Source organism: Neobacillus sp. B4I6, from assembly GCF_050434045.1.
In the GTDB taxonomy this organism is placed as follows: domain Bacteria; phylum Bacillota; class Bacilli; order Bacillales; family Cytobacillaceae; genus Neobacillus.
In genome coordinates, this window is sequence record NZ_JBNPWB010000002.1 from 4830553 (window position 1) to 4853078 (window position 22526).

Consider the following 22526-nt stretch of genomic DNA (forward strand, 5'->3'; position numbering starts at 1 on the left):
CTACACTTCCTCGACAGGACGGACCGCTAAATATTCAACCAAGGCTGCTTTCGTTGCGCTGGCAGGCATTCCATGCGACGTAAAGCCGGCTTTTCCAACTGCAGCTGCTGTTTGTTTTCCCATGCTGACCACATGCAACCCTTGCAACAGTTCAACCGCATTCAAGTCACATTCACATAACGCTTGTACAAACGGTTCAACGGACGCACTACTTGGGAATACCATGGTATTCACGTCAGCCTCATCTAACATTCTTTTAAAAAGAGGCATGAACTGGTGATCTATTTCTTTTCTGCTAGTCACCATGATGTCTGCCTGATCATACTCTTTTTTCAAGATGCTATCTTCCCCAACAATGAGCAAGGCTCCGGTCTTATGCAATTCATCAGCATGTGTAGCTATAAATCCACGATTATTTAATGCTTTGATTGATTTAATTGAAGCGCCAAAGAAATCGGCACGGATTTTTCGAATATCCATTCCACTTTCCATCACCGCTGTGAAAAATTCATCTACACTTTCAGGTGAGGTAAAAAATATTTTTTCATAGGAAGTTACTTTTGTCAGATCAACAGGCAGTGCCGTCTTTTTCCACTTTGGAAATTCAATCACATCGGCGCCTTGATCCATTAATTCCTTTGCTAATTCACTTTGACCCTCACTCGTCCGGGCAAGCAGAATTTGCCGTCCATACAGCGGCATTTTCTCGAACCAGCTGATTTTTTCACGCAGAGAAATGACACTCCCTACTAAAATAATCGATGGGTTGCTAAACTTTGCCTCCAAGACCTTCTCGGAAATATCAGCAAGTGTCCCTTGCAATGTTTTTTGGCGGCCAAATGTACCCCATTGAATCAAAATAACCGGGGTCGACGCTGGTTTGCCATAGTTAAGGAGATTTTCGCAAATAAACGGTAAATTGCCGACTCCCATGTAAAAGGCAATAGTATCAACACCACGAGCCAGTCCTTCCCAATCAAGTACTGGTTTGCCCTCTTGCGATTTGTCATGGGCAGTAACGACTGCAAATGACTCTGCATACTCTCGGTGGGTAACAGGAATTCCTGCATAAAGGGGGGCTGCAATCCCCGATGAAATGCCAGGAACGATTTCAAATGGAATTTGATATTCGGCCAGGGATGCCGCTTCTTCGCCAACTCTGCCAAACACGCCTGGGTCTCCGCCTTTTAAACGGACAACCCGCTTGCCTTCAAGAGCCTTCTCAACCAAAAGCTCGTTGATATTCCCTTGGCGTAAAATATGGCGGTTCGGTAATTTTCCGCAATAAATCAGTTCACAATCCGCTGGAGCAAACTCTAAAAGTTTGGGATTGGCAAGCCGGTCATATAAAATCACTTCGGCTTGCTTTATAGCCTCCAGTCCTTTTACGGTGATTAAACGAACATCTCCGGGTCCTGCTCCTACTAAAAATACTTTCCCAATTATCATTCTGCAGCCATCCTTCCCATTTCGCTCTTATCTGACAATAAAAACGATATCTTCCTCTAATTCAACCTTAAATGTCCGTACTTGACCTACATCCGGTGACTGTACTTTACCATCTTTTAAGGATATTTTCCAATCATAAACGGGGCAATATACATACTCTCCACTGACAAGGCCTTCTGAAAGGACGCCTCCTTTTGGATGGGGACTGCGGTTTTCAATCGCATAAATCTCTCCGCTTGTTAATTTAAATAGGGCAATTTCTGTATTATCGATTTTAATCGTATACCCAGATCGAACTCTTAAATTAGAATAGTTTGCCACTGGAATTCTTGTTATTGTTTGAAGCATATTGAATCACTCCCCAGCCTTAATAGTGTGTTTTGCATAATATTTATCTTGGATTTCTTCACTTTGAATCGCTTCATTCCAAGGTTCGATATATTTATTTAATGTTTTATCCATGCGCTCGTTTAAGGCTTTCCGTGTTTCCTCATTGGCAAGTACTTCTCTCACATGGTCCAAGCCAACATGTTCTACCCATTTTGAAGTACGCTCTAGGTAATTGGCTGTTTCGCGATAATATTGAAGATAAGCACCCGTGATTTCCATTACTTCCGCTTGCGTTTTCACTGTACATAGGAGATCCCCTGCACGGAGGTCGACACCGCCGTTACCAGCGACATAAATCTCCCAGCCGCCATCAATTCCGACAAAGCCAATGTCTTTGATTCCTGCTTCGGAACAGTTCCGCGGGCAGGCCGATACACCCATTTTTACTTTATGAGGAGTATCGAGGCGTTCAAATTTCTTTTCAAGTTCGATTCCAAGTGCCATTGAACCTTGTGTTCCATAACGGCAGAACTGAGCGCCGACACAAGTTTTTACGGTACGAAGCGTTTTTCCATAAGCATAACCAGATGGCATATCGAGCTCTTCCCACATACTTGGCAGGTCTTCTTTTTTCACTCCGAATAAACCAATCCGCTGTCCACCTGTTAATTTTACGAGTGGTACCTCATACTTTTCAGCGACCTCGGCGATTTTTTTCAAATCAGCGGCTGTTGTTACCCCGCCGTACATTCTTGGTACAACCGAGTAGGTTCCGTCCTTTTGGATATTGGCATGCATTTTTTCATTGACGAGTCGGGAATCACGATCGTCTTTGTATTCATCCATATGAATCATACCTATATAGTAGTTAATGGCTGGACGGCATTTGGTACAGCCTTCCTCATTATTCCACTCAAGGACATTCATAACTTCTTTTACACTTGTTAAGCCTTTTTCTTTAATTTCGGCCACAACTTCATCACGGCTAAGGGTTGTACAACCGCACAGGCTTGTCTTTTGTGCTGCCGCTTCATCAAATTGATCACCCAGTGTATAGGCAAGAATATTGCTTACCATCGGTTTACAGCGTCCGCAAGAACGGCCCGCGTTCGTACAATGGCTCACTTGATCCAGTGTGGTTAACCCTTGAGTTTTGATTGCTTCCACAATGGCGCCTTTAGTGACTCCATTACAGCCACAAACTAATTCATCATTCGGCATTGATGCTACATCATCATTGCCGCCTTCTGCACTGCAATCAGATTGCAGCACCGATATACTGGTCATTCCGCTGATATCCTCTTTTTTAGTCAGCATACGGTATAATTTGGTGCTATCCTTGGTGTCTCCATATAGCACGACACCAACAATCGTGTTCTTTCTTGTTAAGATCTTTTTATAGACACCATCATATTCATTGTAGACCATGATCGATTTTGTCGAACCATCTTCAAATATTTCTCCAGCAGAGAAAAGGTCCACGCCGGCTACCTTTAATTGTGTTCCGGTCACAGAGCCTTCATATGGTTCGCCTAAATTGCCACAAATCCGATTAGCAAGTACCTTCCCTTGTTCATATAATGGGGCCACCAAGCCATAGACAATCTCTCGATGTTCCGCACATTCCCCCACTGCGTAAACATGCGGGATACTTGTTTCCATAAAGTCATTGACCACTATCCCGCGATTGACATAGATTCCGCTGTTTCTTGCCACTTCGGTGTTAGACTTAATCCCGATTGCCATGACAACCAAGTCAGCATCCACTTGTGATCCATCTTTAAAGCGAAGGCCTGCTACTCGTTCGTTGCCAAGGATTTCAACGGTTTCTTTTTCCATTAAGAAGTTCATGCCCTGGCTTTCTAGTTCTGCCTTCAGTAAGGATGAAGCAACCGAATCCAGCTGTCGCTCCATTAGATGCGGCATTAAGTGAACAACATCAACCTTCATTCCCAGGTTTAACAGTCCTCTTGCTGCCTCAAGACCTAGAAGTCCGCCGCCGATGACCACAGCTTTCTTAAACTGCTGAGCTGACTTGATCATCATTTCACAATCATTGATATCACGAAATCCAGTCACACCGATTTTGTCTGCACCTGGAATTGGGAGGATGAAAGAGTTTGATCCTGTGGCAATAATTAATTCATCATATTCGACTTCCCTGCCTAAATTACTAACCACACATTTTCCGTCCACATCAATGTTTACAATTGATTCACCTGTAAATAATTGAATACTATTTTCTTTATACCAATCTAGCGGGTTAATGATAATATCTTCAAAGTTTGCATCCCCTTGAAGTATATTTGATAGTTTAATCCGATTGTAGTTTGGATATGGTTCTTGTCCAAAAATAGTAATTTCAAATGGTTCAGTGGATACTTTGAGGATTTCCTCTACCGTTCTGACGCCTGCCATACCATTTCCGATCATTACTAGTTTTTTCATTTATCAATCACTCCTTATATGTTAAATCGTTATTATTAAGATAAGTAAGGTTTTCTTTATAATAAAATTGTAAATGCTAGCGTCGATAAAATTTGTGAAGTACGTCACTATCCAAACAATATATGTGAACATTTTCACAAAATTGTCATAGTATATTTGGGCAACAAAAAATAGCACACAAAAAATGCATGCTATCTAACTCTAAACTACCTTTTTTTCAGTTTTCCTTATTTGAAAGAGTTTTACCATTGAATGAATCATCGGAACAAGCACACCAATTACTACAACAGGGGCAAGTTCCCATAATACCAAGGGTGGAGTGATGAGAATACCTGTTTTATGGATTGCAAACAAGGCAAGAAAATAAGCTAGGCTGCCTGCCAGACCAGCTAACCGTGAGTTATTTCTAAACAATAAATAGCATAAAGGAATGAATAAAAGCGTTATCGGTACATAAGAGGTTGGATAACCAACTGCAGCAAAAATAGCTTTGCCTACAAACCTTAACAGGATATAAAGTGCCGTCGCCATCACAGGTATGGAATAACTGCGGCAATATCGGATGATTAGAATTGTTAGGAGAGCGACCATTAGGATTGAATAGATAGGATAGACCCATTCCGGAATGCCGCCAAAAATCTGTGAGGCAGGATCTGAGATTAGATCAAGGATTTCCTTTGAGGCAATCGATTTTCCATGAATGTATTGATCATATGAAATGGACCCATTTTCCTGTTGCATATTCGGAAACATCAAGCATTCAAGGAGATACATGGCAAACCAAGTATGAATTGACCACCATGACGGTTGAATATCTCTCGTATATTGAAGGTAACCGCGCCAGACCCCAAAAATCATAATTGCTGTACCAATATAATAAATAAAATGGGTTGGACTCCATGTGGTTAAATCAATTCCATACGCAATATGATAGGTGAAATCTAGTGGGATCCCAATTAGGAATATAACGTAGCCTATTGTAATCAGGTTTCTAGAAAATCGGTCCAGATAATGTAAACGTCGCCACTCTTGAATTAACAAATATGCGCCTAAAGCAAAACCGATGGTATTAACAATATGGGGAATGGAGTATTCCTCAAATAAATATTTAAAATGATAAGAAGCATCCCATGCAGAACCAATAAATTTTAATAGAAAGGCAAGTACCCATAAACGATAATATTTCAACGATATCATCTCCTCTCTAGCGCTTATCCAAGTAAATCAAATATATCCCCAAAGATGGCAATAAGAATATAATTCACAGCTAACGCAATCGCAAACGTAATTCCAGCCCCTCGAACATTTTTCTGTCGAAATAATTTATACATAAACGTAAGTCCTGCTGTGACAACAAAAATATTACAGATTAAAAATGTCAAAAGTAAATTTTCACTATGTTGGACTGATGTGACGTGAAATAGATATAATGGAATCAATTTTACAATCCCCCACACTTTTAGTTCCTTACTGCCTTTTCTCTATATTATCATTATTTTTAATATAGGTAACTTTTTAAATTACATAAAATCCTTGCATTGGTTGAATTAGGTAATGTATTTTATCGAAAGTAAGTTTTCTATGTAAGGAGGAAAATTCAACCTGAAAAAACTTTTTTAGTCTACGCCCCCGAATAAAGTGACTTACATTATTATTCTTTACAAAAAAACCTCTTTCCAAGTGTGGAAAGAGATTTTTCTTTTATATTAATACATTTCTGAAGTTGTTTTTGCCTGCATATGAAGCAGCAAGTAGTCAGGACCGCCTGCTTTGGAGTCGGTTCCGGACATATTGAAGCCGCCAAATGGCTGATAACCAACGATGGCTCCAGTACATGAACGGTTAAAGTACAGGTTTCCAACATGGAAGTCTTCACGAGCTTGTTCCATGTGGGCACGGTTTGTAGTAATAACTGCACCAGTTAAGCCGTATTCTGTGTTGTTCGCAATTTCAAGCGCCTCATCGAAGTTCTTTGCCTTTGTGAAACCAACAACAGGGCCGAAAATTTCTTCCTGCATAATACGTGCTTTAGGAGCAAGATCCCCAATAACCGTTGGTTTAATGAAATAACCTTTAGAATTATCTCCTTCGCCGCCAGCCATTAACTTGCCTTCTTGCTTGCCGATTTCAATGTATTCCATGATTTTTTTGAACGCATTATTGTCGTTAACAGGACCCATGAACGTAGCTTGTTCAGTTGGATCTCCAACCGTTAACTCATTAGTTAATTCAACGACACGATTCAATACTTGATCGTAAACACTTTCTACGATTACCGCACGTGAACACGCAGAACATTTTTGACCTGAGAAGCCAAACGCACCTGCAACAATTGATTGAGCAGCAAGCTCTAGATCTGCTTCACTATCAACCACAATGGTATCTTTACCGCCCATTTCAGCAATCAAACGTTTCATCCATACTTGTCCTGGGTTCACTTTCGAAGAACGCTCGAAAATTCGAAGTCCAACATCACGGGAACCAGTAAAGCTGATAAAGCGAGTATCTTTATGGTCCACTAAATAGTCGCCCACTTCAGCACCGCTTCCTGGTACGAAGTTAAGTACACCTTTAGGCAGACCTGCTTCTTCCATGACTTCAACAAACTTCGCTGCAATCACAGGAGTAGTTGAAGCGGGTTTTAATAGAACCGGGTTACCAGAAACAATAGCTGCTACTGTAGTTCCTGCCATGATCGCAAATGGGAAATTCCATGGCGAGATAATAACACCAACACCAAGGGGAATATAGGAATAACGATTAAATTCATTTGGACGGCTTTGAACGGGTACACCATCTTTAAGTGCTAGCATTTGGCGTGCATAGTATTCAAGGAAATCAATTCCTTCAGCGGTATCTGCATCCGCTTCTCTCCATGGCTTACCTGCTTCTTTCGTCATTAGAGCAGAAAACTCATGCTTGCGGCGGCGAATAATGGCTGCAGCTTTAAATAAAACATCCGCGCGGACTTCAGGTTTGACCTTTTTCCAAGTTTTAAATGCTTCGACTGCTGCTTGCATTGCTTTTTCAGCTAGGTCTTGGCTAGCTTTTGAAACGCGGCCAATTACTTCTTCCTTATTGGAAGGATTATAAGAAACAATTTTATCTTCTGTTGCAATTCTTTCTCCATCAATAACTAAGTCGTAATCCTGACCTAAGTAATCTTCAACTGTTTTTAACGCCTTTAGATAGGCCTGACGGTTCTCTTCAATCGTAAAATCTGTAAATGGTTCGTGCTTGTAAGGTTGTACCATTTGTTAAAACCTCCTATGTATTAAAAACGTTTACACTCCACTGTTCATTCTAACATGTTTCATTTAAAGGCCGCAATAATTGTCGGGTCCCACAAAAAAAGACCCAGCATTAAGCCAGATCTTATTGATAAATATGGACAAAAGGTTCCTCTTCATTAGCCTTTCGGACAATCAGTGCTTCAGGACCATCCACAGATGTAACACTTACCGAGACAGACAAATACTTAGGAAAATGTTCCATGACAAGGCCGGTTACATACTGCGTAAAACCTATTCCTTCTGTTTTTCCATAGAATTGAATTGGAATGTTAATATTTAAATCCTGCAGTTGGTCTCCAATGTAAAAGGCTCTGCCAATCACACCATTATAGTTAGGAAAATACTCCTCCACATCCTGCTTAAAATTTAAAAACGCAGTGACATCATCACGATGTTCTTCCTGTGCATCTGCGGAAGGGAAAAGAAAGTACTTTTCATTTACATTTTCCCAGCCATTTAAAGTCGTACTGCCATTGTCGACAGTGGAATAGGTAATGAAGTTACCAGGAACGACGGAAGACTTGCTTGCTTGCTCAAACAAGGCAATCGTAATTGGAACGTCCTTTAAAGACTTTATGCTCCTCATACGCTTTATCACTTCTGCAGCTATTTTCTTCCCTTCACTGATCACTTCTGAATGCGGGACTTTTTCCTCAAGGGTATCGCCGTCTGATGTCTGTTTATAGTAGTAAACTGAATTTAAGGCAAGGCCAATCGTAACACCTCCGAGTATTACATTCCCCTTTTCATTTTTTATTAAGTAGTCGTGTTCTAAAATATGAGCTAAATAGATTGGCGAACTCGGTTCACCCTTGCTTCCAGTATCCACAGGATTTAGCCCAATATTATCAGCATCTTTTAGTGTTGGATCTACTTTTTTCTTTTCCTTGAACTGCTCTTTCGTGTATTTACGGTTTAACCAGAGTCTTATTGTCTCTTCTTTGATTTCCTGTCCTTCACGAAATAAATATTTTTCCGTTTCAAAAGAATTTTGGGCAATTCTCATTAAGCCCATTTCAAATTCGTTTAAGTCATATCTTGTATTGATATTATTGACAACCAATCCGCGTGCTTCCCCTGGTTCAAATGGCAAAATTGTCCGGTAATAGCTGTCCGAAATATTATACTTTGGAATAATTGCCTTCCCTTTCACTTTCTCCTTCGTTTGCACAACCTCATTTTGCTTCTCAAAGTTTGGTGCACAGGCACTCAGCAAAAAGACAAGGGAGAGAGCGAGCAATGAGAACTTTCTCACGTCGATACACCTCTTATTTATTTAATTCAACTAGGAGTTTCTCCTCGTCCCACACTTCAATTCCTAGTTCTTGTGCCTTGGTTAGTTTTGAACCCGCCTCAACACCTGCAATGACAAGGTGTGTTTTTTTGCTGACACTTCCAGCCACATTCCCGCCCAGCGCTTCGATTTTATCCTTTGCTTCATTCCTGGATAAATGTTCCAACTTCCCTGTAAGAACAACGGTCTTTCCTGTAAAAATGGAATCGGAATTTTCTGCAGAAACTGGTCTGGAACCCTTATATTCCATATTAACACCAGCAATAACTAATTCGTTGATTAACTCCACAGCCTCTTCTTTTTCAAAATAGGCGACGATAGAATCCGCCATTTTATCACCAATTTCATTAACAGCGATTAAATCTTCCTTGGTGGCCGCTGCGAGTTTGTCCATCGTACCAAATTGTTGGGCTAACGTCTTTGCTGCTTTGGCACCAACATGACGGATCCCTAGTCCAAATAAAAGCTTTTCAAGTGAATTATCTTTCGATATCTCAATGGCTTTAATAAGATTAGTAGCTGATTTCTCACCCATTCTTTCAAGTGCTAGAAGCTGTTCACGAGTAAGCTTATAAATATCGGCAACATCGGCAATTAATTTTTCAGCAAAAAGCTGGCTGATCACCTTTTCCCCAAGACCCTCGATGTTCATCGCGACCCTTGAAACAAAATGAATTAAGCCTTCCCGAAGCTGTGCAGGACATTTAGGGTTAATACAGCGTAAAGCCACTTCACCTTCAAAACGCACGAGCTCACTTTCACACTCGGGACAATGAGTCGGCATGTGGAATTCCACTTCTTCCCCTGTCCGCTGGTCAGCCAAAACATTGACCACCTCTGGAATAATATCCCCTGCCTTTTTGATAACGACTTTGTCACCAAGCTTGATATCCTTTTCCCGGATTAAATCCTCATTATGCAAGGATGCACGCTGTACAGTTGTTCCTGCTACTTTGACTGGCTCAAGAATGGCCGTGGGGGTAATCACACCTGTTCTACCAACACTTAACTCAATATCTAAAAGAGTTGTGACCACTTCTTCTGCAGGGAACTTGTAAGCAATGGCCCAGCGCGGACTTTTTGCTGTCGTTCCGAGTGCTGCTTGGTGGGCATAGGAATCTACTTTAATGACAATTCCATCAATCTCATAGGGAAGGTGCGGGCGCTTTTCGACCCAGCTATTGACATATTCGATCACTTCGTCAACCGATGCACACTTGTTCCGCTCATGATTTGTTTTAAAGCCGAGTCGATCCAAGTAATCAAGGCCTTCACTATGTGACTCTATCTCACTGCTTTCACTGATATTTCCAATTCCATATAAAAAGACATCCAGCCTTCTAGAAGCAGCAATTTTCGGATCAAGCTGTCTTAGCGATCCTGCTGCTGCATTTCTAGGGTTGGCAAATAGCTCCTCGCCGCGTTCTTTCCTTGTTTGATTCAAGTCCTCAAACGAGCGTTTGGGCATATAAGCTTCGCCGCGAACCTCCAAGGAAACATTTTCGCGGAGACGGAGCGGGACGGATTTGATGGTTTTTATATTAGCGGTAATATCTTCACCAATGGTCCCATCTCCACGGGTAGCGCCTTGTGCAAATAGACCATCCTCATATCGTAACGATACAGCCAGGCCGTCAATTTTCAACTCACATACATAAGAAATATCGTCCCCGACAGCTTGACGGATGCGACGGTCAAAATCCCTTAAATCTTGCTCGTTAAAAGCATTGCCAAGACTAAGCATCGGTGTACGATGCACTACCTTTTCAAACAGATCGAGCACGGTGCCGCCAACCCTCAGTGACGGCGAATCTGCTGTTTTTAATTGCGGAAATTTCTCCTCAAGTTCCAACAGTTCATGCATTAATTTGTCATATTCAGCATCTGCTACAGATGGTTTGTCTAAAACATAGTATTCATAGCCATAGTGATTTAGCAGGCTGCTTATTTCAGTGATTCTCTTTTCTGCACTTTGAAGGTCCATATATTCAGTCCTTTCATCCGAAAACTTTCATGGGTAACTGGCCAGCCACTCATGAAAATTTTCGTTAATCTATCATTTACGCTTTATTAATCGGAGCAAATTTGGCTAACAGGCGTTTGATTCCAACCGGACTTGGAAAAGCAATATCTAACTCCATTCCTTCCCCTTGGCCTTTTACACTTACAACGGTTCCGATCCCCCATTTACCATGTTGGGCTTTATCGCCAACCTTCCAGCCAGCCTCATCCCCAGAAGGAGCTGAAACTGGGCGCATGACTGGTTTTCTGGCTGCAGCCGGTGTACCAAATGACGTTTTCGGCGTTCCGAACGATGTGCTGCGTCCTGAGCCAAATGATTTTCCAGTCGATCCAAATGGTGAATTCACTTTTTTCTCCGCTGGTTCGACTCCTTCGATCAGGTCTTCAGGGATTTCTTTTATAAAGCGGGAAGGTGGATTCATATTGGTTCTCCCAAACAATGTTCTCATTTGGGCGTTTGACAGGAACAGTGTTTGCTCCGCTCTAGTAATTCCTACATAGGCTAGACGGCGCTCTTCTTCCATTTCTACTTCTTCCATCAAAGATCGGCTATGAGGGAATACACCTTCTTCCATACCAATCAAGAAGACAACCGGGAATTCCAGCCCTTTAGCTGAGTGCAAGGTCATGAGCGTAATTGAATCTGCCTTTTCACCATCGTCATCAAGCGAATCAATATCAGCTACCAGGGCCAAATCAGTTAAAAAGGCAACAAGACTCCTATCTTCACTTGAATCTTCAAAGCTTTTCGTCACAGATAATAATTCCTCAAGGTTTTCGAGGCGGCTTTGGGCTTCCAGCGATTTTTCCGCTTTGAGCATTTCACGGTACCCGGATTTTTCCAGTACTTCTTCAACTAGTTCTGTAACAGACAGAAACTCTTGCATATTGGTATAATTACCGATTAAATCGCGAAATTCTCTTGCCGCTTTGGTGATTTTCGGACTTAATCCTAATAATTCTACGGACTCAAGTGCTTGGAAAAGGGATAAATCATGCATATCGGCAAAATCAGCAATTTTATCAACGGAGCTTGAACCAATCCCTCGCTTTGGAACATTGATGACACGGCGTAAGCTAATATCATCATCAGGATTGGAAATTAGGCGTAAATAAGCTAACATATCCTTAATTTCTTTCCTGTCATAGAACTTTGTTCCGCCGACGATTGAGTATTCGATATTCGATTTTAGAAGTACTTCCTCCATTACACGGGACTGAGCGTTCGTGCGATAAAGGATGGCAATGTCGGTTAATTTGTTCTGATAATTACGGGTTAATTCTTTAATTTTTCCAGCAACGAATTGTGCTTCCCCCTGCTCACTATCCGCACGGTAATAAACAAGTTTGTTGCCTTCAGGGTTTTCGGTCCATAGGTTCTTCGCTTTACGGTTTAGATTGTTTTGGATGACCTTATTGGCAGCTAGAAGAATCCTTTTTGTTGAACGGTAGTTTTGCTCTAGTAAAATAACGGTTGCGTTCGGATAGTCTTTTTCAAACGAAAGGATATTTGCGATATCCGCTCCGCGCCATCGATAAATGGATTGGTCAGAATCCCCTACCACGCATAAATTCTTGAAACGACTTGCAAGTAACTTTACTAACAGATACTGTGCTTTGTTCGTATCCTGATACTCATCGACATGAATATATTGAAATTTGCGCTGATAATATTCGAGGACATCAGGAACCCGTCTAAATAATTGAATCGTCAGCATAATGAGATCATCAAAGTCCAGTGCTTGATTCTTTCGTAATCGCTTCTGGTATTCTTCGTAGACATTACCTACGACGTCTTCAAAATAGCCTCCACCTGTTTTCTTATATTCGTCAGGTTCGATTAACTCATTTTTCGCTGAGCTGATGGCTCCTAATATAGCACGTGGATCAAATTTCTTCGGATCAATATTTTTTTCCTTAAGAATTCCTTTGACCACGGATAGCTGATCAGTTGAATCAAGAATCGTAAAATTACGATTAAAGCCGATTCGGTCAATATCTCTGCGTAAAATCCTTACACACATCGAGTGAAAGGTGGAAATCCAAATTTCTTCGGCAGCCCCGCCCATCATTTTTCCGATCCGGTCTCTCATCTCTCGTGCGGCTTTATTTGTAAACGTAATCGCTAAAATATTATAAGGATTTACTCTTTTTTCTACAATCAAATAGCCAATTCGATGTGTCAGAACTCTTGTCTTACCACTTCCGGCACCAGCCATTAGTAACAGCGGTCCATCGGTTGCCTTAACGGCACTTTGCTGCTCTGGATTCAGTCCGTTTAATAGCTTATCAGTTAAATATTGCATTTAATATCCACCACCATTACAAACATTTGTTCTTATTTTTATCTTAACTCTATTTTTCTACTTTAGCAATGATCGGTCAATCTTTACTGTTTCCAAGGCAAGGTCAAAATTTTCATAAATGGCGTTTCCGACCACAATGACATCTGCATGCTTGGCCATTTCTGCGGCATGTTCAATGGTTGTTATTCCTCCGCCATAAAAAAGGATTGTATTTTCAAGCGACTTTTTTACGTTCGCAACCAGTTCAACATCACCATATTTACCGCTATATTCTACATAAAAAATCGGCAGCTGAAACATTTTTTCAGCCATTACCGCGTAAGCAATTACCTCTTCATTGGTTATGTTTGTTTTCGCATTTGTCAGTTTCGCAGCTTTGCAGTCCTCGTTTAAAATGCAATAGCCTTCCATGATAATTTCTTCCCAATCCATGATTTCACCAAATTCCTTAACCGCTTGGTGGTGAAGTCCCGTAATCCATTTGGTATCGCTGCTATTTAAAATGGTTGGAATAAAATAAAGGTCGAATCCTGGTGTAACCGTCTCAATCGTTGATACTTCAAGGACACATGGGACCGAAAACCTACGAATTCTTGCCATCAAATCGAGGACTTTTTCTAATGTAATCCCATCTGACCCACCTACGATAATGGCATCGGTTCCTGATTCACAGATTTTTTCTAAACGGTCTTCCGCTATTTCTTTATTTGGGTCGAGTTTAAACACATGCCGCCACTCGCGAAAATCATACATCAAAAAGATCCTCCCATATCATTAATTCCATTTCACCATTATAGCACTAGCCGATTCGATAAAAAAAGAAAACACTAAATCTAAATATAGAAATCATAACCAATTTTAAAGGTGAAAAAGAAAAACCGAAGAGCAATTTCTCCGGTTTGTTTATTCTTGTTCAGTTGCAGTCTTTTCGCCCTTAACTCGTTCAAGGACCATTTCATACGTATCGTTTCCATAGTTCAAGCAGCGTTTCACCCGTGAAATGGTGGCTGTGCTCGCTCCGGTTTCCGTTTCAATTTTGTGATACGTATTCCCTTCGCGTAGCATTCTTGCTACATCAAGACGCTGTGCTAATGATTGAATTTCATTAATTGTGCATAAATCGTCAAAAAAGCGATAGCACTCTTCAAGATCATTTAAGGAAAGAACGGCTTGAAACAATTGATCAAGCTCCTTACCCCGTAATTTATTAATTTGCATATTGTTTACCCCTTTAAAATGTCTATTTAGTTTACATCAAACGTGGCAATATTCTGAAGACCAGGTTTGGTTGGTACAACATTGACCCATGTTTTTCCTTGGACGAGTGGAACCTCTTCACCATTTTTGACTGGAACAATTTCACCGTTCTTATTCATCCACTCCACTTGGTTGACCTTACCCTTTTGAAGCAAATAGGCTTTTCCGCCAGACTTAAAATCGATATCTCGGCGCCCATAGGAATCGATAAACTGATGCTCAGCTTCGATAATAAAAATATTATCCAACAAAACAGGCTCTTTTGTATCTAAATCAATGGTTTGCTCGTTGCCTGAAAAACGAATATATTTACCGATCGTATCGTCAAATTTAAAGACTGAATTGGAAATTCCACTCTTAGAATAAGTAATCTTTACAGATTTAGCATCCTTACCCGTAATATTTTTACTTTCTTCTTTTGTGAAAAATTTAAATGGTGCTGGACTTTTTTCCATTGAGTATTTCTTCTGCTTAGCACCTTTTAAAATGTTTTCATACGTAATATAGGAGTTATGGGGTGCTTTTCGGGTTTTAGAGCGTTTAAATAGTGTACCATCATAGACCATCCCATTTAAATTATCAATATAGTTACCATTTAGGAGTTTCTTTGCTTCCGGGCTATAGCCATGGGCAATATAAAGAGCATTAAGTCCTTTTGCCAAGTATATATAATAGTCCCTTGCACTCCTTACCGGACCAATATTTGCCGGCTTTTCACTTTGAAATACTGCCAGGAAGCGAGTGATATCACCCTCTGCTAGAATTTCATAGACGATATCTGCCTTGTTCAGGCCCGATTGGGGTCTTGCTTTTGGGTGATTATTAATCATTACAGCTACCGCTCTTCCATCTGTGCTGGTTTCAGAGCCAATCCCTGTTAATGGATAAGAATACGGGTCAACTTGTTTCTCTTCTGGTTTATTCTCTGTTTGAGTTACAGGTTTTTCCTTCTTTACTGTTTCCGTAACCTTTTCCTTATCACTACACCCAGAAAGTAGTAACAGGAAAGCCATCACGAAAACAACCCATTTTTTCATTTTCATGAACACACCCCTATTTACTTTCAATAAAGAAAAACACTTTCACGCTTTAAAACTTTACTCACTTACAGTTTAACGCATTATTGACGGAAAGAGTACTGTTTTATTCATTACATCGTACATTCCCTGTGGGGTAATCCGAATGTAAGGCAAATGTGTTGCAGAAAAGAAGGCAAGACTGTATATAGGATCTGAAAATGAATAGCCTCGTTCTTTTAACTCGGTAAGCAGTCTTTTTTCATGACTGATTAATTCTTCGATTGGAAGGTTTGACATGATTCCACCTAAAGTTAATGGTATCTCGCACACGACCTGATTGTCCTCAACCATCACAATGCCGCCGCCTAATTCTTTCATTCTAGTAAAAGCGTGGAGCATATCTTGTTTATTTTTTCCTATTAAAATAATATCTCCGGTATTTGAATACGAACTGGCCAACGCTGATAATGTAGTCGCAAATCCCTTTAATAACGTATTAATTCGCCATTTCCCATTGCGGTCAATCAATGTAAAAAAGCATTCATCATGATGTGATGGCAGTTCATCTCCTGAAGCATCAATCGAAATGGAATATGGCTTGGTGATGACGGCATTTTCCATCTTGATCCCAAACGGCATGGAAAACTGCATATCATCTACTGACAAATCCCAATCCAACTCCATCGGCTTTAGTCCATATTCGTTCCAAGTAATTGGCGGGTAGGCATCGGCCACTCGCTGTCCATCCCGTTTGACCCATTTTCCTTTCGCTAAAACGGAAACAGGTGTTGGATTTTCAATACTGGATAAGAAGTTTATATTGGCTACCCGGCCAGTGGCAATATTACCATGGAGATGATCAATATTATAATAGCGGGCAATGTTTACTGTTGCCATATTATAGGCATCAATAGCGGGAACACCTTTTTCAATGGCAATGCGAATCATTGCATCAGTGACTCCTTGCTCGTAAAAGGTTGAGGATGAGCCGTCAGTATTAAATATTAATCTATCATATGCCTCTATGCCTAGTCGCTTCATATCATCCAATATGTTCGGAAGATCAGGTCGAATCGATGAATACCTTAAAGATACCATATAACCTTGCATTAATCGGTTATATACTTCTTCACCTGTCATCGCTTCATGGTCAGAGTCCGCACCAAGCAGCATCATTTTTGCCAATGTTTTTTCCGAAGCTCCTGGAAAGTGGCCTTCAATTTGCTTGCGCATCCGTTTTGCTTCTTGAATCCAATGGAGCATCATATCATCGCCATCAAGCAGTTTGGGCCATCCTGTCAATTCCCCGCCCTGAAGAACTGCATCGTGCTCAAGCCATGATTTAACATTACTATGTGAAAAAATTTCTTCTTCATGCAGAATTTCTGTTTGTGAATCAAAACGGCTCCACCAAAACATCGTTGTTGGAATAGAACGAAGATCCTTTAATAATGTAAACGCTTCCCCTTTTTCCAAATGTAAAACAAGGGCCATATTGTCATTAATTAATGTCGTTGTCCCGAACTGGGATGCATACGCAGCCAGTGTTTGGGGATTATATAATTGAAACGGATGGGCATGTGGTTCAATGTATCCCGGAACAAGAATCTCATTGGTGCAATCAATGGTTTCACAGTTATCAAGATGTGTTGGCAAGTTCTCACCCACATAAACAATCCGATCTTCACAAATCCAAATATTTGCTCTTAACCACTTTTGAAACGTCTGATTTAAATACAAGGCGTTTTTCAATAAAATGGTTGGAGACGTTTTTCCATCCAAAACGGATACATGCATGCGTAAGTGTTTATTTTTCCAGCGGTAGCGTTGCTCTAGCATACGTCTTCCCTCCCCTTTTTTAAAAAAACTATCTATACAATAATAAGTTGATTTAACAGTAAAGAAAGCCCTTACAAAAAATTCTTTAGATACAATATTATCATATTTTACTGTTTAACGCATTAAAGAATTGATAATATTTGTAAACAATTTGTGAAGGAGTGAACAAAATGAATGTTAAACCAAATATTAGTATCTTAAATGCATTAATTCGGATTACGATTGGCTTAACGATTCTTTCCTGGACTACCTCTAAACTGGTCAAACATCCTTGGAGAGATTCTTATTTGTTTGTCGCATTGTGTGGTGCAATGAAGGTAGCAGAGGGAATTGTCCGCTATTGTCCGCTTACTGCTTTATTTGAAAAATGTCAGTGCATGATCGAGGATCACGATCGGGCGATGGATTCAATGGATGGAATGGAAGGACTTAATGGGGATGGAGATCAATTGGTACCATATAATCCAACTTAAATCTGAATTTGGAGACTCCTGTTAGTATTTGTAAATATTTTCAATTTTTCGTAAAAATAATTCAAGTTTTGGTGGATAAATTTAATATTTCGTATAAATAATTTATATTTTGGTGGATAAAATTCAATTTTTCGTAGAAATAGCCCAAATTTTTATAAAAAGAATCAAATTTCACCTTTATTTTGCTAAAAAAGAGCTGACCCTAAAGAGGTCAGCCCTTGATTGGAGTTGATTGTTCATGTTTTGGGAGTATCTAACGGATATGTCGTTTGTTCTAATTGCCATTATCGGCAGCATTGTCGCACTTCTTTATGTGTTTATCCGTCGAACTGGAAAGAGGCGAGCCCGTTAGCGCGTAACGGGTTGGATCGCTTTTGCGCCGATATCTTTTCGATAAAATACACCATCACATGTTAACTTTTTCAGTTCACGATACACTTTTTCTTGCGCTTCTACTATACTTTCGGCTTTGGCTCCTACAAGAAGCACCCTGCCTCCAGCAGTAACAAACTCACCTGCATCATTTTTCACTGTTCCTGCATGAAAAGTGAAAACCTCTTGATCATTTAACTCTGCTAACCCTGTTAACACTGCACCCTTTTCATATGCCTCAGGGTACCCTTTCGCAGCCACTACAGCACCGATCATAGCCTGTTCATCCCATTCAAGAGTAGGACATCCTCCATTTAAAAGCTCCAACACGACTTGAACTAAATCCGATTTCAATCTAGGCAGCACTACTTGTGTCTCTGGATCACCAAAACGGGCATTAAATTCAATCACCTTTGGACCATCAGGTGTTTTTATCAAACCCGCATATAACACGCCGCAAAAACTTCTGCCTTCCTGTACCATTGCTTTTGCCGCCGGAATAAGGACAGTATCAACAGCCGTTTGAACGGTCTCCGCACCGATTTGAGGAACAGGTGAATAAGCACCCATTCCGCCTGTATTTGGACCAAGGTCACCATCATAGGCGCGTTTATGATCTTGAGCGATTTCTAATGGTACGACGACCTCACCATTCACCAATGCCATTAACGAAAATTCCTCACCCGCTAAAAACTCTTCAATGACTACACGGGATGACGCTGCACCGAATTTTGCATCAACAAGCATTTCTTCCACGCTAGCAAGGGCCTCTTCTTTCGTGAGCGCTACGGTGACACCTTTTCCTGCTGCTAATCCGTCCGCTTTAATGACAATCGGCGCACCTTTTTCCTCAATGTAGTTACGGGCATCCTCATATTTAGTGAAAACAGCATAATCAGCCGTAGGAATTTGATATTTCTTCATTAATTCCTTTGCGAATGACTTGCTTCCTTCGATCTCGGCTGCTGCTTGGCGCGGACCGAATACGGCCAAACCAGCAGCTTCAAATTTGTCAGCAAGTCCCTCTAGCAAGGGTACCTCAGGTCCAATAATCGTTAAGCCCACTCCATTGTCCTTGGCGAACTGAAGGAGCTGTTCATGTTCCGACTCTGCAATCGAGACAAGTTCCGCTACATCTGCCATTCCGGGATTACCAGGAGCAACAAATACTTTTTCTAATCCTGCGCTTTCACTTACTTTTCGGCAAATTGCATGTTCTCTACCACCACGGCCGATAATCAGTACGTTCATCGAATGCCCTCCATCGGTTTAATGTTTAAAATGTCTAACTCCTGTAAACACCATTGCAATTCCATATTCATCAGCCTTTTTAATCGAATCCTCATCACGGATGGATCCACCTGGCTGAATAATTGCCGTAATTCCAGCTTTCGCCGCTGCTTCAACGGTATCGTCCATTGGGAAAAAGGCGTCTGATGCAAGAGCCGCTCCCTCAGCCTTTGTACCAGCTTGCTTCAACGCAATTTCAGCTGCACCTACTCGGTTCATCTGTCCAGCACCAATACCAATGGTCATATCCTCATTAGTAACCACAATCGCATTTGATTTCACATGCTTGACAACTTTCCAGCCCAGCTTTAATGCTTCCCATTCTGCATCTGTCGGTTGTCTTTTCGTGGCAACCGTGACGTTCGCATCTTCTAATGTATAACGGTCTTGCTCCTGAACTAACAATCCGCCTTCAATCGTTGTCATTTTTAACTCTGGTTTTTTAACATCATTAAACGGAATGGTTAACAGGCGAAGATTCTTTTTCCCAGTTAAAATCGCTAATGCTTCCTCTGAGAAGGAAGGCGCAATGATAATCTCTAAGAAAATTTCATGAAGTTTGCTTGCTGTTTGGGCATCTACTTCACGGTTAAAAGCAATGATTCCGCCAAAAATGGACACAGGATCGGCCGCAAATGCTTTTGTGAACGCATCATACCCTGTTTCACCTGTTCCGACACCGCATGGGTTCATATGCTTTACTGCTACAGCCGCTGGTTCTGCAAACTCTTTAACAATCTGCAAGGCTGCATCCGCATCGTTGATATTGTTATAAGATAGCTCTTTTCCATGAAGCTGGACGGCATTCGCAATCGAGAATGTCGAACCAAGTGGCTTTTTATAAAAAGCTGCTTGTTGGTGTGGATTTTCCCCATAACGAAGAGACTGTTTTAATTCATATGTTACGGTTAATGTCTCTGGGTTTTTTTCTTCAGCCAACTGGGTCATATACTCCGCAATTAAGGCATCATAGGCTGCCGTGTGGCGGAACACCTTTGCTGCAAGCTTTCTTCTTGTTTCAAACTTCGTTTCACCATCTGCTTTTAATTCAGCAATTACAGTCTCGTAGTCAGTTGGGTCGACCACAACAGTGACATATTGATGGTTTTTGGCAGAAGCACGAAGCATCGTTGGACCGCCGATATCAATATTTTCAATCGCATCGGCAACTGTAACATCTGGCTTTTCGATTGTTTGCTGGAAAGGATAAAGATTGACGCAAACCAGTTGAATTGCTTGTATTCCATGCTCGTCTAGCTGTTGTTGATGCTTTACATCATCCTGCTTTGCAAGCAAGCCGCCATGGATCAATGGATTTAATGTTTTCACACGACCTTCTAAAATTTCCGGAAAATTAGTTACATCACTAACGCTAAGAACAGGTATACCCTGCTCTTGAAGAGCCTTTTTCGTGCCTCCTGTGGAAATAAGTTCATATCCTAGGCTGACTAAATCCCTTGCAAATTCAGTTATTCCATTTTTGTCAGAAACACTAATTAGCGCGCGCTTTTGTGTCATTGATTACATCTCCTTGTGTCAATAGCATTTGCAGTACGGATGGATAAAGCTTATGTTCGCTTTTCTGGATTTTCTGCTGCAGGCTTTCTCTTGTCTCATTTTCGTCGAGTCGAACCCGCTCCTGAATAATGATTGGGCCCGTATCCATTCCCTCATCAACGAAATGGATGGTGACACCGCTCCACTTCACTTGAGCAGCCAGTGCCTGCCCAATCGCATCTTTTCCAGGGAAAGCTGGAAGCAGTGAAGGATGGATATTGATGATCCTTCCTTTATACTCAGCTAACAATTTCGAACCAATCAAGCGCATGTATCCGGCAAGGACAATGAATTCTACACCTGAGGTCTTTAATTGAGCTAAAATTTCTTCCTCATAATGTTCCTTACTAGTATAGTCCTTTGCGGTAAAAACAAAACTCGGGATCTTTGCTGCTCTTGCTCTTTCAATCGCAAAGGCACCCGGTTTGTCGCAAACTAAAAGAGAAATATTTGCATCAAGATGGCCTGCTTGAACTACATCAATAATGGCTTGGAAATTACTTCCGCTCCCCGATGCAAACACAGCTATCTTTTTCATAGGCGGCCACCTTGAGCCTTGATGTTAATTCCTTCATTCCCAGTTACCACACCAATTTCATAAGCGGTCTCTCCAGATTGGTTAAAATGTTCTAACAGGTCAGCTGCATTTTCCGGATCCACAGCAATCACCATGCCGATCCCCATGTTAAAAATATTATACATCTCTTGGTAATCAATTTGTCCATGAGAAGATAGTAGTTTAAAAACAGGTGGGATATCCCAGCTTTTTTCATACAACTCTGCACCTAGACCCGCTGGCAGCATGCGCGGAATATTTTCAATAAATCCGCCGCCTGTTATATGAGCCATCCCTTTTAATTGGAACTTTTTCAACGCGGACAAAATCGGTTTCACATAAATTTTTGTAGGCTTGAGCAACTCTTCACCTAATGTACACCCGAGTTCATCAACAAAATCAAGTAACGACCAGTCATTAAATACTTTTCTTACAAGTGAATAACCATTGCTGTGAATACCGCTCGATGCTAAGCCAATCAGCACATCACCCGCTTGAATCGTTTCGCCCGTGATGAGCTGCGATTTTTCACAGGCACCAACCGTAAATCCGGCTAAATCATACTCCGTTTCACTATACAATCCTGGCATTTCAGCTGTTTCACCGCCAACTAGCGCACAGCCAGCCTGCTCACAACCGTCGGCAATTCCTTTGACAATTGCCTCAATTTTTTCAGGCTCTGCTTTACCACACGCAATGTAATCTAAAAAGAACAAGGGCTCTGCACCCTGTACAACAATATCATTAACACACATCGCGACTGCATCGATTCCAATCGTATCATGCTTATCCATCCAAAAGGCAATCATCAATTTCGTGCCCACCCCATCGGTGCCTGACACCAAAACTGGTTCTTTTAATTGGAGTGCTGATAAATCAAACATGCCGCCAAATCCACCCAAACCGCCAAGGACGCCAGCCCGGGCTGTTTTTTGAACATGCTTTTTCATTCTCTCTACTGCTTCATAGCCTGCTTCAATATTAACTCCTGCTTGCTTATACGCATTTGCCACGCTGTTCG

General features: G+C 41.1%; 19 protein-coding genes. 2 read left to right on the top strand and 17 right to left on the bottom strand.

The features are described 5' to 3' along the window. The 13 genes from cobA to QF028_RS26100 all read right to left on the bottom strand — a co-directional run bounded on the left by cobA (position 1) and on the right by QF028_RS26100 (position 17257). Positions 1–1449: a uroporphyrinogen-III C-methyltransferase gene (gene cobA, locus QF028_RS26040; RefSeq protein WP_429470222.1), complete on the bottom strand. Its 1449-nt coding sequence runs from the start codon at positions 1447–1449 to the stop codon at positions 1–3. Positions 1450–1476: 27 nt separating this feature from the next. Next, positions 1477–1797: a nitrite reductase small subunit NirD gene (gene nirD / locus QF028_RS26045; RefSeq protein ID WP_429470224.1), complete on the bottom strand. Its 321-nt coding sequence runs from the start codon at positions 1795–1797 to the stop codon at positions 1477–1479. 6 nt (positions 1798–1803) lie between these two features. Next, a complete protein-coding gene (gene nirB, locus QF028_RS26050; protein ID WP_429470226.1) occupies positions 1804–4227 on the bottom strand; it encodes a nitrite reductase large subunit NirB in 2424 nt (807 codons plus the stop codon). A gap of 201 nt (positions 4228–4428) precedes the next feature. Further along, positions 4429–5415: a hypothetical protein gene (locus QF028_RS26055; RefSeq protein WP_429470228.1), complete on the bottom strand. Its 987-nt coding sequence runs from the start codon at positions 5413–5415 to the stop codon at positions 4429–4431. 23 nt (positions 5416–5438) lie between these two features. Beyond that, entirely contained in the window at positions 5439–5666 is a 228-nt protein-coding gene (locus tag QF028_RS26060; protein WP_429470230.1) for a hypothetical protein, read from the bottom strand. Between the two features lie 267 nt (positions 5667–5933). Then, positions 5934–7481 (bottom strand): L-glutamate gamma-semialdehyde dehydrogenase, encoded by a 1548-nt coding sequence (gene pruA / locus QF028_RS26065; RefSeq protein ID WP_429470232.1) that lies wholly within the window; start codon positions 7479–7481, stop codon positions 5934–5936. 121 nt (positions 7482–7602) lie between these two features. Next, positions 7603–8775, bottom strand: a complete 1173-nt coding sequence (locus tag QF028_RS26070; protein WP_429470234.1) for a CamS family sex pheromone protein — start codon at positions 8773–8775, stop codon at positions 7603–7605. A gap of 13 nt (positions 8776–8788) precedes the next feature. Next, positions 8789–10798, bottom strand: a complete 2010-nt coding sequence (ligA, locus tag QF028_RS26075; protein WP_429470236.1) for an NAD-dependent DNA ligase LigA — start codon at positions 10796–10798, stop codon at positions 8789–8791. A gap of 76 nt (positions 10799–10874) precedes the next feature. Beyond that, positions 10875–13142: a DNA helicase PcrA gene (gene pcrA, locus QF028_RS26080; protein ID WP_429470238.1), complete on the bottom strand. Its 2268-nt coding sequence runs from the start codon at positions 13140–13142 to the stop codon at positions 10875–10877. Positions 13143–13199: 57 nt separating this feature from the next. After that, positions 13200–13895 carry a heptaprenylglyceryl phosphate synthase gene (locus tag QF028_RS26085; RefSeq protein WP_410884878.1) on the bottom strand — a complete coding sequence of 232 codons (696 nt, stop codon included), beginning with the start codon at positions 13893–13895 and terminating at the stop codon, positions 13200–13202. Between the two features lie 150 nt (positions 13896–14045). Further along, positions 14046–14360, bottom strand: coding sequence for a YerC/YecD family TrpR-related protein (locus QF028_RS26090; RefSeq protein ID WP_214998043.1), 315 nt, complete (start codon positions 14358–14360; stop codon positions 14046–14048). Between the two features lie 26 nt (positions 14361–14386). Then, positions 14387–15436, bottom strand: a complete 1050-nt coding sequence (locus QF028_RS26095; protein WP_429472553.1) for a DUF3048 domain-containing protein — start codon at positions 15434–15436, stop codon at positions 14387–14389. A 75-nt stretch (positions 15437–15511) separates the two neighbouring features. Then, positions 15512–17257, bottom strand: coding sequence for an adenine deaminase C-terminal domain-containing protein (locus tag QF028_RS26100; protein ID WP_429470240.1), 1746 nt, complete (start codon positions 17255–17257; stop codon positions 15512–15514). Between the two features lie 170 nt (positions 17258–17427). On the opposite strand from QF028_RS26100, the gene QF028_RS26105 reads away from it, so the two are divergent. Together QF028_RS26105 and QF028_RS26110 are read left to right on the top strand one after the other, a co-directional pair. Next, the gene (locus tag QF028_RS26105) at positions 17428–17730 is read left to right on the top strand and encodes a YgaP family membrane protein (RefSeq protein ID WP_098934674.1); all 303 of its coding nucleotides are present in this window, start codon (positions 17428–17430) and stop codon (positions 17728–17730) included. A gap of 238 nt (positions 17731–17968) precedes the next feature. Beyond that, on the top strand, positions 17969–18082 hold the full coding sequence (locus QF028_RS26110) for an EYxxD motif small membrane protein (RefSeq protein ID WP_348982634.1): 114 nt from the start codon (positions 17969–17971) through the stop codon (positions 18080–18082). On the opposite strand, the gene purD is transcribed toward QF028_RS26110, so the two are convergent. Genes purD through purM form a run of 4 tightly spaced genes read right to left on the bottom strand, consistent with a single transcriptional unit; the run spans position 18079 to position 22518 of the window. Next, positions 18079–19353, bottom strand: a complete 1275-nt coding sequence (purD, locus tag QF028_RS26115; protein WP_429470243.1) for a phosphoribosylamine--glycine ligase — start codon at positions 19351–19353, stop codon at positions 18079–18081. The genes QF028_RS26110 and purD overlap by 4 nt on opposite strands. Before the next feature lie 18 nt (positions 19354–19371). Continuing rightward, complete coding sequence (gene purH / locus QF028_RS26120) at positions 19372–20910, bottom strand: bifunctional phosphoribosylaminoimidazolecarboxamide formyltransferase/IMP cyclohydrolase (protein ID WP_214998039.1); 1539 nt, start codon at positions 20908–20910, stop codon at positions 19372–19374. After that, a complete protein-coding gene (gene purN / locus QF028_RS26125) occupies positions 20885–21487 on the bottom strand; it encodes a phosphoribosylglycinamide formyltransferase (RefSeq protein WP_429470245.1) in 603 nt (200 codons plus the stop codon). The genes purH and purN overlap by 26 nt, the downstream gene beginning before the upstream one ends. Beyond that, positions 21484–22518: a phosphoribosylformylglycinamidine cyclo-ligase gene (purM, locus tag QF028_RS26130; RefSeq protein WP_098934677.1), complete on the bottom strand. Its 1035-nt coding sequence runs from the start codon at positions 22516–22518 to the stop codon at positions 21484–21486. The genes purN and purM overlap by 4 nt, the downstream gene beginning before the upstream one ends. Positions 22519–22526: the final 8 nt, after the last annotated feature.

Bases quoted from the DNA above. Each gene is read 5' to 3' on its own strand.
- QF028_RS26095 (WP_429472553.1), bottom strand. From the start codon at position 15,436: ATGAAAAAATGGGTTGTTTTCGTGATGGCTTTCCTGTTACTACTTTCT.
- QF028_RS26085 (WP_410884878.1), bottom strand. From the start codon at position 13,895: ATGTATGATTTTCGCGAGTGGCGGCATGTGTTTAAACTCGACCCAAAT.
- QF028_RS26110 (WP_348982634.1), top strand. From the start codon at position 17,969: ATGTTTTGGGAGTATCTAACGGATATGTCGTTTGTTCTAATTGCCATT.
- cobA (WP_429470222.1), bottom strand. From the start codon at position 1,449: ATGATAATTGGGAAAGTATTTTTAGTAGGAGCAGGACCCGGAGATGTT.
- pruA (WP_429470232.1), bottom strand. From the start codon at position 7,481: ATGGTACAACCTTACAAGCACGAACCATTTACAGATTTTACGATTGAA.
- QF028_RS26100 (WP_429470240.1), bottom strand. From the start codon at position 17,257: ATGCTAGAGCAACGCTACCGCTGGAAAAATAAACACTTACGCATGCAT.
- purN (WP_429470245.1), bottom strand. From the start codon at position 21,487: ATGAAAAAGATAGCTGTGTTTGCATCGGGGAGCGGAAGTAATTTCCAA.
- QF028_RS26105 (WP_098934674.1), top strand. From the start codon at position 17,428: ATGAATGTTAAACCAAATATTAGTATCTTAAATGCATTAATTCGGATT.
- purD (WP_429470243.1), bottom strand. From the start codon at position 19,353: ATGAACGTACTGATTATCGGCCGTGGTGGTAGAGAACATGCAATTTGC.
- purH (WP_214998039.1), bottom strand. From the start codon at position 20,910: ATGACACAAAAGCGCGCGCTAATTAGTGTTTCTGACAAAAATGGAATA.
- nirD (WP_429470224.1), bottom strand. From the start codon at position 1,797: ATGCTTCAAACAATAACAAGAATTCCAGTGGCAAACTATTCTAATTTA.
- pcrA (WP_429470238.1), bottom strand. From the start codon at position 13,142: ATGCAATATTTAACTGATAAGCTATTAAACGGACTGAATCCAGAGCAG.
- nirB (WP_429470226.1), bottom strand. From the start codon at position 4,227: ATGAAAAAACTAGTAATGATCGGAAATGGTATGGCAGGCGTCAGAACG.
- ligA (WP_429470236.1), bottom strand. From the start codon at position 10,798: ATGGACCTTCAAAGTGCAGAAAAGAGAATCACTGAAATAAGCAGCCTG.
- QF028_RS26090 (WP_214998043.1), bottom strand. From the start codon at position 14,360: ATGCAAATTAATAAATTACGGGGTAAGGAGCTTGATCAATTGTTTCAA.